The following is a 14,284-nucleotide window of genomic DNA, read 5'->3' as shown; positions in this document are numbered from 1 at the left end:
CCGCAGCTTCACGCCACGTTCTGGTCGAGAATGTCCACGGCCTCGGCGAGGCTCACCGACACCAGCTGCGAGACGCCGCGCTCGGCCATGGTGACGCCGAACAGACGGTTCATCCGCGCCATCGTGATCGGATTGTGGGTGATGATGATGAAGCGCGTGTCGGTCGAGCCGGTCATCTCGTGCAGGAGGTTGCAGTAGCGCTCGACGTTGTGGTCGTCGAGCGGCGCGTCGACTTCGTCCAGCACGCAGATCGGCGAGGGGTTGGTCAGGAACACCGCGAAGATCAGCGCCATCGCCGTCAGCGCCTGCTCGCCGCCCGACAGCAGCGACAGCGTCTGCGGCTTCTTGCCCGGCGGCTTGGCGATGATTTCGAGGCCGGCTTCCAGCGGGTCGTCGCTCTCGATCAGGTGCAGCGCGGCCTCGCCGCCGCCGAACAGCTCGACGAACAGACGCTTGAAGTGGTTGTTGACGACCTCGAACGAGGTCAACAGCCGCTCGCGCGCCTCCTTGTTGAGGCTCTGGATGCCCTGGCGCAGCCGCTTGATGGCCTCGACGAGGTCATCGCGTTCGGTGACGAGGCCGGTGTGCTGGGTCTCGACCTCGCGCAGCTCTTCCTCGGCGCGCAGGTTGACCGCACCGAGACGCTCGCGGTCGCGGCGCATCTTTTCGAGCTCTTCCTCGATGTCGTGCAGCGGCGGCAGCTCGGCGCCGGGCTCGATCTCGGCGAGGCCTGCGACGGCCTGCGGCTCGACCTCGAGCATGTCGCGGATCTCACGTTCGACGTCTTCCAACCGGCGGCGGGCGCCTTCCATGCGTTCTTCGGCGCGGGCGGTGGCCTCGCGGGCGCTGGAGAGCGCCTCCAGCGTCAGCTTGGCGACGCGGTCGGTCTCCGCCATCGCGCTTTCTGCGGTGGCGAGCGCGTCGGCGGCCATGCGGCGGTCGTTCTCGGCGTACTCGATCTCGGTGATCAGCGCGCTGCGCTTCTCGGCGAACACGGCCGGCGCGTTCTCGAGCTCGCTGCGCTCGATCGTAAGCTCGGCGATGCGGGCCTGGATGGTGTCGATATGGGAGGCCGCGCTCTCCTTGCGGTTCTGCCACTCGGTGCGCTCGGCGAGGATCGCCTGCACGCGGCGATCGGCCAGCTCGGCTTCGCGCGCCAGCGCCTGCGCCTCGGCGCGGACCTGGGCGGCCATGCGGCGATGGCCTTCGATGTCGCTGCGGACGGCGGCAAGACGCGTCTCGGTGTCCTCGCTCGACGGCAGCTCGCCGATGCCGGCCTGGGCGTATTCGTAGGCAGCTTCGGCCTCGGCGCGGTCTGCGGCGAGGCGGCTGTGCGCTTCCGACAGCGTCGCCTTACGCGCCGCATGGCGGCTGATCTCGCGCTCGGCGTTGGCGTGGCGCTCGCGCGCCACGTTGAGCTCGCGCTGCGCGGCGCGCCAGGCTTCCCGGCTGGCGCCTTCGGTGCTCGCCGCCATCTGCAGCTCGGACTCGGCATTCTCCAGCGCCTGACGCTTGATCTGGGCGTCGATGCGGGCTTGCTCGAGCTCGTTCTCGATGTCGACGAGGCGGGCGCGCTCGGCAAGGCGGCGGGCGGCGCCGGTCGGGGCATGCGCCGCGGCGACAAAACCGTCCCAGCGCCAGACATCGCCTTCGGGCGAGACCAGCCGCTGGCCGGTCTTGAGCTGCGAGACCAGCTCGGCGCCGCGCTCGCGCGGCACCACGCCGATCTGGGCCAGGCGGCGGGCCAGCTCGGCCGGCGCCTGAACGTGGTTGGCGAGCGGCACCGCGCCTTCGGGCAGCTCCGGATCGCCTTCGGTGTGGCCGACATTGGTCCAGCGCATCGGAGCCGACGGATCGATCGGGGCGTCGAGATCGTCGCCGAGGGCGGCGCCGATCGCCTTCTCGAAGCCCTTGTCGACCGTGATGCCGTCGATGATCGGCGGCCACAGATTCTTGGTCTCGCCGTTGACGATCTTGGAGATCGTGCGCGCCTCGGTCTCGAGCCGCTGCACGCGCTTGTCCGCTTCGACCAGCGGCGAGCGCGAGGATTCCAGGGTCTGGCGGGCCGCGACGTGGGCAGCTTCGCTGGCCTGTGCCGCAGCTTCGGACGCCGCCAGCGTCTCTTCCGCAGTCTCGACCAGCGCGGTCAGCTCGTCGAGATCGCCGAAGCCGCCGGTTGCCTCGGTGAGCTTCTGCTCTTCCGCCGCGACGTTCGCGATCTCTTGGTCGAGCCGGGCGAGCTTGTCGCGATGGGTGCGGACGTTGGCCTCGAGCTGGTTGCGCCTGGCGGTGAGGTCGGCGAGCGCAGTGGTGAGCTCGGCGAAGCGCTGCTCGGTCTCGGTCAGCACCGCCTCGGCCTCGGCGACACGCTCGTCGACGCCGGAGCGCTTCTCGACCCGCGACTTGATCTCTTCCTTCAGCTCGGCGTCTTCGGTGTCGAGCCGCTGCAGCGCGACGTCGGCATCCATGGTCTGCTGCTGGGCACGCGAGATGTCGCCCTCGAACTGGGCGAGGCGGCGCTCGAGCTCGGCGACGCGCTCCTTGGCCCGCTCTTCCTCGCGGTCGAGCAGCTCGCGGGCATTGGTGAGGCGCTGCAGCCCGGCCGCAGCGCGCGCTTCCGCATCGCGCAGGGCAGGCATCTCCGCGGCGCGGATGGCCTGGATGCGGGCGGCCTCGGCCTGGTGCTGGGTGCGCTCGGCCATCTCTCGGACGGCGAGGTCGTGGGTCTGGCCGGATTCGTTGACGTCGGCATGAGCGCCGATCCAGCGCAGATGATACAGCGTGGCTTCGGCCTTGCGGACCTTGGCCGCGACCTCGCGATAGCGCACCGCCTGGCGGGCCTGCTTCTTCAGGCCTTCCATCTGCCCTGCGAGCTGGCCGATCACGTCCTCGACGCGGGTGAGGTTGGTTTCGGCCGCCTTCAGCCGCAGCTCGGCTTCGTGACGGCGGGCATGCAGGCCGGCGACGCCGGCGGCGTCTTCCAGCACGCGGCGGCGCTGCTCGGGCTTGGCCTGGATGATCTCGCCGATCTTGCCCTGGTGGACGAGCGCGGGCGAGCGCGCGCCGGTGGCGGCGTCGGCGAACAGGATCTGGACGTCACGGGCGCGCACGTCGCGGCCGTTGATGCGATAGACCGAGCCGGCCTCGCGCTCGATGCGGCGGGAGATTTCGAGCAGCTGGCTGTCGTTCATCGCCGCGGGCGCGGTGCGATCGGCATTGTCGATCGTCATCGTCACTTCGGCGTGGTTGCGCGCGGGACGGTTGCCGGAGCCGGCGAAGATCACCGCGTCCATGTCGGCGGCGCGCAAGCTCTTGTAGGAGGTCTCGCCCATCGCCCAGCGCAGCGCCTCGACGAGATTCGACTTGCCGCAGCCGTTGGGGCCGACCACGCCGGTCAGGCCGGGCTCGATGACGAAGTCCGTGGGCTCAACGAAGGACTTGAAGCCGTGAAGGCGCAGGCGGGTGATTTTCATAAGCACGCATCTCTGTTGGCAGGCGCGAATCCCCCTGCCGGGACAATACCATGAAAGGCAATGTCGCTATCCGGGCGAGTCGCGCGAGGCGCCTCATGCGGCTGGACAATGGCCGCGGTGGGCAGCGAGGGCAACCGGCGAAAGCCGCTTTTCCCAAGGGATTTATGCCGGGAAAGATACGGCTTTGGATGCGCGAATCAGAGCTGTCGCGTGCGAATCAGCTCTTCAGCAGCGGATTGATCTTCTTGGCGAACTCCTCGAACGAGGTCTCGCCCTTGATCTTCTCGCCGTTGATGAAGAAGGTCGGCGTCGAATCCACCTTGAGCACGTCGCTGGCGTATTTCTGGTCGGCGGCGATCTTGTCCAGCAACGCCTGATCCTTCAGGCAGGCTTCGACCTGCTGCTGGGTAAGGCCGGCCTGCTTGCCGATCCGCGTCAGGGTCTCGGTGGTGTTCTTCATGACCCAGTCGTTCTGCTGGCGGAACAGCATGTCGGTGACCGCGAAATATTTCGGCGCGTCGTCCTTGGCGATGCAGCGCGACAGCATCGAGCCGGCAGCGGCTTTGATGTCGAGCGGGAACTCGCGGAAGATGTAACGCACCTTGTTGGTGTCGATGTATTCCTTCTTGATCTTGGGGAACACCTGCTCGTTGAAGACGGCGCAGTGCGGGCACGTCATCGAGGCATATTCGGTGATGGTGACGGCGGCATCCTTCGGGCCGAGCGCCATGTCGGGCAGCGACACCGGCTTGGCGACGTCGGCGGCCGACTGCGCCATGGCGTCGGAGATGAGGCGGAGCGGCGAGAGCCCGGCGAGCGCGGCAAGCCCGGTCAGCGACAGCATCGTGGTGAAGGCGCGGCGGGTGATGATCACGGTCGGCTCCCGAATTGGCGTGGTCTCGCCCCGGGGCTTTTCGAGGTTCCCGGGCGGCCTGTCGCTAGCTTGAAACGTGGTTTGAGGCAATGGCGAGCGACGAGGACGGGTCCAGAATGGCCGCGAAATGAGGCTCAATTTCGCTTGATGGCGGCCCCGAGCCGGGCCAGCGCCGTCTTCAGCTCTTCATCTTCGATCTCCCCCAGGCTCTCGGCCTCCTTGGCGACACGCTTGGGGTCCGGCGGGGCCGGCCGCTTCCTGGCCTGGGGCCGCGACAGAGGGGCCTGGCGGAAGGCCAGCTTGCCGACCGCGCTCCAGCCGAAGAAGCGATTGACCCGCTCCAGGATCACGTCGGCGGAGTGTTGGATCTCCAGGGCCATCGGTCCCTCGACCCGCAGCACCAGGGTCGCCGGCTCCTGCGGCTGGCCCTCCACCGGCCGCGGCCATTGCATCTTCAACGGCTCGGCATGGGCGGCGATCTCGGCTCCCGCAATCTGCGCCCACCGCGTCACCAGCTCGCGCGCCGCGAATCCCTGCTTGGCATAGGCCTCGGCAAAGACGTCGTCGAGCAGGATCCCGAGCGGCTTGGCGCTGATGGGGCCGGGTTTGAAAATGGGGCCGGATTTGGACATGGCGCCTTATAGCATCTCGGCGGGCGGGTCACATGTACATCGCCGTCATGGCCGGGCTTTGTCCCGCCTGTGCGGCCGAAGCCGATTCGGCGCGGCGAAGGCCCGGTCATCCACGTTCTCTCCGAAGAAAGACGTGGATGCCCGCGACAAGCGCGGGCATGACGTGGAGAGATCGGATCAACGTCGGCTAGTATAAGAGCATGAGCCCCAGATCTGCCCTTAAGGCCAGGCCGGAACCCGCGCCATCGAAAACAACATCGCGCCCGAACCTCCTGCTCGCCTGGTACGACCGCCACCGCCGCCGGCTGCCCTGGCGCGCCGCGCCGGGGCAGGCGTCGGACCCCTATCGCGTCTGGCTCTCGGAGATCATGCTGCAGCAGACCACGGTGAAGGCGGTCGGGCCCTATTTCGAGAAATTCGTCGCACGCTGGCCGGATGTCACCGCGCTCGGACGCGCCTCGCAGGATGACGTGCTGCGGATGTGGGCCGGGCTCGGCTATTACTCGCGCGCACGCAACCTCTATGCCTGCGCCGTCGCGGTGACGCGCGAGCATGGCGGCGTCTTTCCCGACACCGAGGAGGGCTTGCGCGCGCTGCCGGGGATCGGGCCGTATACGGCGGCGGCGATTGCGGCGATCGCCTTCGACCGCCGCACCATGCCGGTCGACGGCAATATCGAGCGCGTGGTGTCGCGGCTCTTTGCGGTCGAGGAAGCGCTGCCGCAGGCCAAGCCGTTGATCCAGCGACTGGCGGCGACGCTGCTGGCCGACAGCCGGGCCGGAGACAGCGCACAGGCGCTGATGGATCTCGGCGCCTCGATCTGCACGCCGAAGAAGCCGGCGTGCTCGCTGTGCCCGCTGAACGAGGATTGCATCGCGTATGCGCAAGGCACGCAGGAGACCTTTCCCCGCAAGGCGCCGAAGAAGAGCGGCACGTTGCGCCGCGGCGCCGCTTTCGTCGTGACGCGCGGCGACGAGCTGCTGGTCCGCAGCCGGCCGGAAAAGGGGCTGCTCGGTGGCATGACCGAGGTGCCGGGTTCGGATTGGCTTGCCGGCCAGGACGATACGACCGCGAAGCGGCAGGCGCCCGAGTTGAAGGGATTGTCGCGCTGGCAACGCAAGGCGGGCGTGGTCACCCACGTCTTCACGCATTTTCCGCTGGAGCTCGTGGTCTATACCGCGAAGGCGTCGGCGCGCACGCGTGCACCGGAGGGCATGCGCTGGGTGCCGACTGCGACCCTTGCCGATGAAGCGCTGCCCAACGTCATGCGCAAAGTGATCGCGCATGCGCTGGATCTTGCACCGCCCCGTCCCTCCTGACAGCACGCTGGCAGCAGCGTTGCGCTAGGGATTGCGAACGGAGGCTGCCAATGGTCAAGACCGCACTCGACGACTTTCCGAGACCGCCCTGTGCCGAGCTGCTGGGATGGCGACTGCTCGATGCCCGTCCGGAGGAAGGCTGGATCAAGCTCGGCTTCGAGGGCAAGCCGGAATTCTGCAACCCCGCGGGCTTCATCCAGGGCGGCATGCTCTCGGCCATGCTCGACGACACCATGGGCCCGGCGGTGCTCGTGATGAGCGAAGGCCGGCTCTACACCACCACCATCAGCATGACCGTGAACTTTTTGGCGCCGGCCAAGCCTGGGCCAATTATCGGCGAGGCCAAAGTGACGCAGCTCGGCAAGACCATCGCCTTCGTCGAGGCCAAGCTGATGGCCGAGGACGGCACGGTGCTGGCGACAGCGAGCGCGAGCGAGCGGTTGTTGGAGGTGGCGCGGGTGGTGAAGTGAGGTCGGCACTGGTCTAGCACCGCACTCCCTCTTCCTTTCCCCTTGCGGGAGAAGGTGGCGCGAAGCGCCGGATGAGGGGTATCTCTCCGCGAGTTCAAATCGCGAGAGACGAACTCGCCGAGACAACCCCTCACCCAAGCGAATGTGCGTCTACCGACGTTGCCGCCCTTTCCCGCAAGGGGCGAGGGCACATTCATGCGCATCTCGCTGGAGACCTCACGCCCCCGCGCGGGCGTCCTTGCTCACGATCGGCGGCTTGGCGTTCAGCGCCTCGACCTGAAATCCGGCGACGCGCTTGTAATTGGCGGCGATGTCTTCCAGTTCTTTTTGCGACAGTACGTCGGTGACGATCTTATAGCCGTCGGGCGCGCGCTCCTCGACCAGCTGCATCACCTGCTCGGGGCCGTTCTTGCGGTTGAGCAGGACGAGATCGGTGGTCGCGGGCCGGCGCTCGGCCTCATAGGCGCGCAGCGCCGCGCTCGTTGGACCATGCGCGAGAATCTCGCGGGTGATGACGCGGGCATCGAGGATCGCCTGCGAGGCACCGTTCGATCCGATCGGGTACATCGGATGCGCGGCGTCGCCCATCAGCGTGACCTTGCCGAACGTCCATTGCGAGACCGGATCGCGGTCGACCAATGGATATTCATAGGCGTGCGGGCAGTTCTTGATCAGGCCGGGCACGTCGAGCCAGTCGAACGTCCAGCTCTCGAACCAGGGCAGGAACTCCTCCAGGCGGGCGGTGCGGTTATAGTCCTCGCGCCGCCACTGATAGGTCGGCGGCATGTGCCGCTCGGCGACCCAGTTGATCAGGTGGTTGCCGTTCGCGTCCGGCTCCTTGCTGATCGGGTAGCAGACGAATTTCAGGATCTCGTGCCCGGCCATGATCATGGTGCGGCCGGTGAGGAAGGCTTTCGCCGGGGTGACGCCGCGCCAGAGGATACGGCCGTTCCAGATCGGCGGGCCTTCGTTCGGATAGAGCTTTTCTCGCGCAGCGGAATGAATGCCGTCGGCGGCGATCAGGATCGCGCCTTCATGGCTCCCGGCGGTCTTGCCGGTCGCGCGGTCGATGAAGTCGGCGCGCACGCCGCTTGCGGTCTCGGTCCATCCGGTCAGATGATGACTGGTGAGAATGTTGTCGCGGCCGAGCCGCTCGACCGCGGTGTCGAGCAGGATCTGTTGGAGGGTGCCGCGATGGATCGAGAATTGCGGCCATTTGTAGCCGGCCTCCAGCCCGCGCGGCTCGCTCCAGATCGGCTTGCCATGCTTGGAGAAATAGGCGAGCTCGCGCGTCCGCACGCCGCTGGCATCCAGCTTGTCCAAAAGCCCGAGCTCGATCAGCTCGCGCACCGCATGCGGCAGCACGTTGATGCCGACGCCGAGCGGCTTCAGCTCAGCGACGCTCTCGAACACTTTCACGGGAACGCCGATCTGGTGCATGCTGAGCGCGAGCGTCAGCCCGCCGATGCCGCCACCGGCGATGAGTACGGTCATGACAAAATCCCCCTCCGATCGACGCGTCTTCGCATAGCAGGGCGGCGGTGGGCAACTGCGAAGAGCTCGCCTATGGACGGCGCGGCGGAGGGCCGCTAACCTCGGATTTTCCCCACGAGGTCCGACATGCTCAAGCTCTACTACGCCACCGGCACCTGCGCGCTCGCCACCTACATCACCCTGGAGGAGGCCGGCGCCGACTACACGGCCGAACGGTTGAGCTTCAAGGACAACCAGCAGAACAGCCCCGATTATCTCAAGATCAACCCGAAGGGCCGCGTGCCGGCGCTGGTGACCGATCGCGGCGTCCTGACCGAGACGCCGGCGATGCTGGCCTACCTCGCCCAGACCTTCCCCAAGGCGAAGCTCGCGCCGCTCGACGATCCCTTCGACTTCGCCCAGGTACAGTCGTTCAATTCCTATCTGTGCTCGACCGTGCACATCAACCACGCCCACAAGATGCGCGGCGCGCGTTGGGCGACCCAGGAGAGCTCGTTCGCCGACATGAAGGCGATGGTTCCGAAGACCATGGCCGCCTGCTTCAAGCTGATCGAGCAGAAGATGTTCGGGGGACCTTGGGTGATGGGCGAGCAGTACACGATCTGCGATCCCTATCTCTACACCCTCTCGACCTGGCTCGAAGGCGACAGCGTCGACATCAATGCGACGCCGAAGATCGCCGATCACTTCAAGCGCATGTCGGAGCGCCCCGCGGTGCGCAAGGTGATGGAAGCGCAGAAGGCGTAGGAGCCCGGCTGGCGTAGCCTTGTAGGATGGGCAAAGGCGCATAGCGCCGTGCCCACGATCTTTCTCAATGGTGACAGATGGTGGGCACGCTTCCGCCTTCGCTCTTCGAGCTACGGCGGACAAGTCGCTTTGCCCACCCTACGAGAGCTTGCGCTTGGCTTGCTCCAGCTCCCGTCCCGTCTCCAGCATCAGCCGGCGCAGCCAGATCGAGCCGGGGTCCATCTGAGCCCGGGTCGGATAGAACATGAACTGCTCGTCGATGCCGGGGTCGAGCGGCGGCGTCACCGTGACGAGGCCGAGCTGCTTCGACAATGCGGCAATCAGCCGGCGCGGCACGAAGGCGACGAGGTCGGTGCGGGCGGCGACGTGCAGCGCTTCGAGATAGCCTGACACCACCAGCGAAATGTGCCGCTCGATGCCCTTGGCTCGCAGCCAGGTGTCGATCAAATCCTCATTGCTGCCGCGAATGATCACGCCGACATGGCGTGCGGCCAGGAAGGTTTCGCGCCGTTTCAGCTTCGCGCCTGTGGGATGACCGCGCCGCACCGCCAATGCGTCGCTGTCGGTATAGAGCAGCTGGCGGTGAAATCCCTTGAAGGCGTTTCCGATCGAGATCACGAGGTCGATGGTGCGGGCGAATTCGGCGTGGAAGATCGCAGATCCCCGCCATGGGACAACGTCGATGCGGACGTTGGGCGCGACCTGCGTCACCTTCTCCATGAACCGCGGCACCAACAGCTCGACCGCGAGGTCCGGCATCATCAGGCGGAATTGCCGCTCGCTGCGCGCTGCATCGAAATCGTCAGGCACGAACAGCCCGCGCACCTGGTCGAGCGCCTGAGCGAGCGGCGCGCGCAAGGCCTGCGCCCGCGGCGTCAGCTCCATCCGCGCGCCGGTGCGCACCAGCAGGGGATCGCCGAGAATGTCGCGCAGGCGCTGCAATGCATGGCTCGCCGCCGGCTGGGACAGGCCCATCCGAAGCGCGGCGCGACTGACACTGGTCTCGCGCAGCAATGCGTCGAGTGCGGTCAGCAGGTTCAGGTCGAGCGAATTCAAATTCATCCGGTGAATACATATCATATCCACTATCGATTTGAAGAATGTAGATCGGCCGGCGATGATCTCGATGTTCTCACCAAACGGAGATGCCGCCATGAGCGCTGCCGCCAACAAGAAACTGATGCAGGATATATTTGCCGCCGCCGCCAATCCGGATCCGGCCGCGCGCGATCGCGCCCTGTTCACCGCGAGCCTTGCCGACGACGCCAAATGGGTGGTCACCGGCCAGTATTCCTGGTCGCGCACCTTTTCGGGCAAGGAGGCGATCCTCAACGATCTGCACGGCTATGTGCGCAAGCGCCTGCGCGACCGCACGCGCACGGTCGCGCACCGCTTCATCGCCGACGGTGATGTGGTCGTCGTGGAGGCCAAGGGCGACAACGTCACGCCCGAGGGCGTGCGCTACGACAATGATTATTGCCTGGTGTTCCGTCTGGAGGACGGCAAGATCAAGGAAATCCGCGAGTATTGCGATTCGATCCTGACGGAGAGGGCGCTGGGCCCGTTTCCGCAGACAGTCGTGAGGGCTGCGAGCTGACCGGATTGGACGACGTCGGTTTCACCGGCCGGCCCTGTCCGTCGCGCCTCGCGTTGTCTGTGCGAATGTGGCGGACGCTGGTGGAGTTCGCGCGGGCTCGGCGACAGCGATCCCGCGTCCGGCGCCAGCTCGCTGCGATGACGGAGCGCGAGCTTCAGGATTGCGGCATGACCCGGGCCGAGATCGCCTACGAACTGAAGAAGCCTGCGGGGCGTAGATAGATCGATGACGAGGAAGCGGCGCCGGTCGCGCCGCTTCCGGCTCGAATTTTCCCCCGGAACCTTTGCAGCTCCCCGACGTTTCTCTCGGTTTCCGGGGCAATCGCGCCCCGAGACCGCGGGCTTTCTGGGACTTGTATGCTGGTTGGGGCTTGGGACGTTACGAGACATGTGGGCCGCAGCTCGTCCGGTCTGCGTGAACGCCTAAGAGATGCGACGTCGGATGCCCATCGCGAGCTCGATGCGCAATTGTCCGCGTTCGACCTGACCGGCGTTTCCGGCTATCGCCGCTTCCTGCATGCCAGTGCCGGTGCCCTTCTTCCGCTCGAGGCCGCCCTGGCGGACGCCGGCGTGGACCGCATCTTTCCAGACTGGCCGGAGCGGTCGCGGAGCGCTGCCATTGCGACCGATCTGGATCGCCTGGGCGCAACCGCGGCGGGGATTGTGTCGGTGCCGCCGCTCACGCGCAGCGGCGTGTTCGGCGCCATGTACGTGCTGGAGGGTTCCCGTCTGGGCGCGAAATTTCTGCTGAAGACGGTTGCCGATGCGGCCGATCCGCACATCGGTGCGGCCACCCTCTATCTCCGCCACGGGACAGGCAAGCGGCTCTGGCAAAACTTCCTGTCAAAGCTCGAAAGCGAGGTCTGCGACGAGGTCGAGGTGATCGCGGCGGCGCGCATTGCCTTCGCCGCGTTCGAGCAGGCGGCGGATCGCGCATGAACGAGGCGGTCAATCTCACCAATTGCGATCGCGAGCCGATCCACATTCCGGGCAGCGTGCAGCCGTTCGGCTTCTTGCTCGTTGTGCTCTCGGATTTCACCATTTGCATGGCCTCCGACAATGTCGGCAGCTTTCTCGGAAGCGACGTTGCCGATCTGCTCCAGCGGCCGTTGTCGACCGTCATCTCCGAAGCCGCCGTTGCGACCATCCGCAGCCATGTCGACCATCTGAGCGGCCCGGATGCCACCGAGCGCCTGTTCGGTCTCGAGCTCCAGGCCGGCAAGCCGCTTTACGATCTCTCGATCCACATCTCCGGCGTCTACCTGATCGTCGAAGCGGAGCCGAGCGTCCACGAGCCGGGCGTCAATTCCGGCGAGCTGGTCCGCCTGATGCTCGACCGGATCCGTAAGACGCGCGGCATGACCGATCTCGCGCGTGAGGCGGCGCGCCAGCTCAAGGTGCTGACCGGTTTCGACCGGGTCATGGTCTACCAGTTTCATCCCGACGGATCGGGCGAAGTGATCGCCGAGACTGCGGAAGCCGGGCTCGAATCCTTCCTCGGCTTGCATTACCCGGCCTCCGACATTCCCCGGCAGGCCCGCATCCTCTATCAGCGCAACTGGCTACGCATCATTGCCGATATCAACTCCAGGCCGGCTGCGCTGGTGTCTACCCCCACGCACAATGCCGGGCTGCTCGACCTTTCGATGAGCGTGCTGCGCTCGGTCTCGCCGATTCACATCGAATATCTGCGCAACATGGGCGTTGCCGCCTCGATGTCGGTCTCGATCCTGCGTGACGGCAAGCTGTGGGGCCTGTTCGCCTGCCATCATTATTCGCCGCGCTACATCTCGTTCGACAAGCGGACGGCGTCCGAGCTGTTCGGGCAGATGTTCTCCTGGATCGTCGAGGGGCGTGAACGCGAGGGCGACGTCGCCTATGAAGCCCGCGCCCATCAGGTCCAGGAGCGGCTGATCGAGATCGCGGCCTCGCACGAGCACAATCGGCGCGCGATCGTCGATTTCCTCGGCGACTATCGCAAGATGATCGACTGCGACGGCGTCGCGGTGTGGTCCGACAACAAGATCGCGCTCCAGGGCGAGACGCCGACCGAGGACGAGGTGAAGGACCTCGTCGCCTTCATCAACCGGACCTCGCCGGGGCGGATCTTCGCCAGCGCGGAGATCGCCAAGGTCTATGCCGCCGGCCAGGCGTTCCGCGACCGTGCGGCGGGGTTTCTCGCCATTCCGATCTCGCGAACGCCGCGCGACTGCCTGATCTTCTTCCGGCGCGAGGTCACGCGGTCCGTGAATTGGGCCGGCGCTCCCGACAAGGTCTACGACGAGGGTCCGAACGGACCGCGGCTGACGCCGCGCAAGAGTTTCGAGCTCTGGCAGGAGACGGTGGCAGGCCAGTCGAAACCGTGGTCGGCGGCCGACATCCGCATCGCCGAGAGCCTGCGCGTCACTCTGCTGGAAGTGATCCTGCAACTGTCCGATCTCGCCGCGCGTGAGCGCCGCGGTGCGCAGGAGCGGCAGGAGCTGATGATCGCCGAGCTCAATCACCGCGTCCGCAACATCCTGAGCCTGGTCCGCGCGCTGGTGGCGCAGAGCAAGGACACCGCGACGAACGTGGAGGAGTTTGCCAGCGTCCTCGGCGGCCGTATCCAGGCTCTGGCCCGCGCCCACGACCAGATCACCAATCTGAACTGGGCGCCGGTGGCGCTGCGGACCCTCGTCGAATCCGAGGCCGGCGCCTATCTCGGAGCGCGCGCAGGCCGGGTCAAGATGGGCGGGCCCGATGTCGCGCTCGATCCCAAGGCGTTTGCCACGCTGGCGCTCGTCGTCCACGAGATGATGACCAATTCCGCCAAATATGGCGCGCTCGCCGATTCCACGGGCAGCGTCGAGGTGGTCTGGCGGCTCGATCCGTCGTCGAGCCTCGTGATCGAATGGAAGGAAAGCGGCGGCCCGCCGGTGCAGCCGCCGTCGCGGCGGGGCTTCGGCACCACGATCATCGAACGCTCGGTGCCGTTCGATCTCAAGGGCGATGCCGAGATCCGCTTCGATCTTCTGGGAGTGCAGGCGAAGTTCGTCATCCCCGCAAATTTCGTAGAATTCGTGCCATCAATAGCAGGAGCCGCCATGCGCATCGAGGAGCAACAGTCCAGCCGTCCCCGGCTGTCCGAGACCGCGCTGATTGTCGAGGACAATCTGATCATCGCAATGGCGGCGGAGGTCATCCTGCTCGATCTCGGCGCCCGCCACGTCGACACCGCCGCCAGCGTCGATCAGGCGCTGCGTTCGATCGAGCGTTCGCGGCCGAGCTTTGCTCTGCTCGATCTCAACCTCGGCAACGAGAGCAGCATCAAGGTGGCGCAGAAACTGAAAGAGATCGGCGTGCCCTTCATCTTCGCAACCGGCTATGGCGAGCGCGCGCCGCTTCCGGCCGAGCTTGCCTCGGTGCCGGTCGTCCAGAAGCCGTACACGCTCGAAGTGGTCGAGCACGCACTCGGCAAATTGCAGCAGGCCAGCGTCCTCTAGGGATTTGCGTGCCACGCTATGCACGCCGCTGCAGATTCTTGCATGACTTCGCATAGCTGCCGATAATATCAGCAGGTCCATGTGCGCCGCTGCGCGTGCGCGCGAAGAATTTGAAGGTTCAATTAACGAGTGTCCCCCATTGTGTCGCGGTGCAGCGTGGGTCGCGAGGACGCGACGCGCGGCTGCCGGGCGGCCGC

The 14,284-nt window shown here is 66.4% G+C and carries 12 protein-coding genes; 7 read left to right on the top strand and 5 right to left on the bottom strand.

All coding sequences use genetic code 11. The features are described from left to right. Positions 1-8: 8 nt before the first annotated feature. From smc to WI560_RS25045, 3 genes are all read right to left on the bottom strand, one after another. On the bottom strand, positions 9-3,473 hold the full coding sequence (gene smc, locus WI560_RS25055; protein WP_375305328.1) for a chromosome segregation protein SMC: 3,465 nt from the start codon (positions 3,471-3,473) through the stop codon (positions 9-11). A 217-nt stretch (positions 3,474-3,690) separates the two neighbouring features. Further along, positions 3,691-4,347 (bottom strand): DsbA family protein, encoded by a 657-nt coding sequence (locus WI560_RS25050; protein ID WP_028134866.1) that lies wholly within the window; start codon positions 4,345-4,347, stop codon positions 3,691-3,693. Between the two features lie 134 nt (positions 4,348-4,481). Beyond that, positions 4,482-4,979, bottom strand: coding sequence for a DUF721 domain-containing protein (locus WI560_RS25045; RefSeq protein WP_375305327.1), 498 nt, complete (start codon positions 4,977-4,979; stop codon positions 4,482-4,484). Positions 4,980-5,179: 200 nt separating this feature from the next. Here WI560_RS25045 and mutY point away from each other — a divergent pair, with 200 nt between their 5' ends. Together mutY and WI560_RS25035 are read left to right on the top strand one after the other, a co-directional pair. Further along, a complete protein-coding gene (gene mutY / locus WI560_RS25040) occupies positions 5,180-6,298 on the top strand; it encodes an A/G-specific adenine glycosylase (RefSeq protein WP_375305326.1) in 1,119 nt (372 codons plus the stop codon). 50 nt (positions 6,299-6,348) lie between these two features. Continuing rightward, a complete protein-coding gene (locus WI560_RS25035; protein WP_375305325.1) occupies positions 6,349-6,768 on the top strand; it encodes a PaaI family thioesterase in 420 nt (139 codons plus the stop codon). A 216-nt stretch (positions 6,769-6,984) separates the two neighbouring features. Here WI560_RS25035 and WI560_RS25030 read toward each other — a convergent pair whose 3' ends face one another. Beyond that, a complete protein-coding gene (locus WI560_RS25030) occupies positions 6,985-8,262 on the bottom strand; it encodes a flavin-dependent oxidoreductase (RefSeq protein WP_375305324.1) in 1,278 nt (425 codons plus the stop codon). 126 nt (positions 8,263-8,388) lie between these two features. Between WI560_RS25030 and WI560_RS25025 the strand changes: the two genes are divergently transcribed. Beyond that, the gene (locus tag WI560_RS25025) at positions 8,389-9,009 is read left to right on the top strand and encodes a glutathione S-transferase family protein (protein ID WP_375305323.1); all 621 of its coding nucleotides are present in this window, start codon (positions 8,389-8,391) and stop codon (positions 9,007-9,009) included. Positions 9,010-9,147: 138 nt separating this feature from the next. Here the strand turns inward: WI560_RS25025 and WI560_RS25020 are convergent, their stop codons facing one another. Continuing rightward, complete coding sequence (locus tag WI560_RS25020) at positions 9,148-10,071, bottom strand: LysR family transcriptional regulator (RefSeq protein ID WP_375308904.1); 924 nt, start codon at positions 10,069-10,071, stop codon at positions 9,148-9,150. 91 nt (positions 10,072-10,162) lie between these two features. On the opposite strand from WI560_RS25020, the gene WI560_RS25015 reads away from it, so the two are divergent. The 4 genes from WI560_RS25015 (at position 10,163) to WI560_RS25000 (ending at position 14,087) form a co-directional block, all read left to right on the top strand. Then, positions 10,163-10,606, top strand: a complete 444-nt coding sequence (locus tag WI560_RS25015; protein WP_375305322.1) for a nuclear transport factor 2 family protein — start codon at positions 10,163-10,165, stop codon at positions 10,604-10,606. 65 nt (positions 10,607-10,671) lie between these two features. Next, entirely contained in the window at positions 10,672-10,827 is a 156-nt protein-coding gene (locus WI560_RS25010) for a DUF1127 domain-containing protein (RefSeq protein ID WP_375308903.1), read from the top strand. Between the two features lie 246 nt (positions 10,828-11,073). Then, entirely contained in the window at positions 11,074-11,544 is a 471-nt protein-coding gene (locus WI560_RS25005; RefSeq protein WP_375305321.1) for a biliverdin-producing heme oxygenase, read from the top strand. After that, positions 11,541-14,087: an HWE histidine kinase domain-containing protein gene (locus WI560_RS25000; protein WP_375305320.1), complete on the top strand. Its 2,547-nt coding sequence runs from the start codon at positions 11,541-11,543 to the stop codon at positions 14,085-14,087. The genes WI560_RS25005 and WI560_RS25000 overlap by 4 nt, the downstream gene beginning before the upstream one ends. Positions 14,088-14,284 lie beyond the last annotated feature (197 nt).

This window comes from Bradyrhizobium sp. A11 (assembly GCF_042077125.1).
Classification (GTDB): Bacteria; Pseudomonadota; Alphaproteobacteria; order Rhizobiales; family Xanthobacteraceae; genus Bradyrhizobium; species Bradyrhizobium japonicum_B.
Note: the sequence above shows the minus strand (reverse complement) of the source record. Positions and strands in the feature narration are given on the sequence as shown.

Bases quoted from the DNA above. Each gene is read 5' to 3' on its own strand.
- WI560_RS25000 (WP_375305320.1), top strand. From the start codon at position 11,541: ATGAACGAGGCGGTCAATCTCACCAATTGCGATCGCGAGCCGATCCAC.
- WI560_RS25010 (WP_375308903.1), top strand. From the start codon at position 10,672: ATGTGGCGGACGCTGGTGGAGTTCGCGCGGGCTCGGCGACAGCGATCC.
- WI560_RS25025 (WP_375305323.1), top strand. From the start codon at position 8,389: ATGCTCAAGCTCTACTACGCCACCGGCACCTGCGCGCTCGCCACCTAC.
- WI560_RS25045 (WP_375305327.1), bottom strand. From the start codon at position 4,979: ATGTCCAAATCCGGCCCCATTTTCAAACCCGGCCCCATCAGCGCCAAG.
- mutY (WP_375305326.1), top strand. From the start codon at position 5,180: ATGAGCCCCAGATCTGCCCTTAAGGCCAGGCCGGAACCCGCGCCATCG.
- WI560_RS25020 (WP_375308904.1), bottom strand. From the start codon at position 10,071: ATGAATTTGAATTCGCTCGACCTGAACCTGCTGACCGCACTCGACGCA.
- WI560_RS25035 (WP_375305325.1), top strand. From the start codon at position 6,349: ATGGTCAAGACCGCACTCGACGACTTTCCGAGACCGCCCTGTGCCGAG.
- smc (WP_375305328.1), bottom strand. From the start codon at position 3,473: ATGAAAATCACCCGCCTGCGCCTTCACGGCTTCAAGTCCTTCGTTGAG.
- WI560_RS25015 (WP_375305322.1), top strand. From the start codon at position 10,163: ATGAGCGCTGCCGCCAACAAGAAACTGATGCAGGATATATTTGCCGCC.
- WI560_RS25030 (WP_375305324.1), bottom strand. From the start codon at position 8,262: ATGACCGTACTCATCGCCGGTGGCGGCATCGGCGGGCTGACGCTCGCG.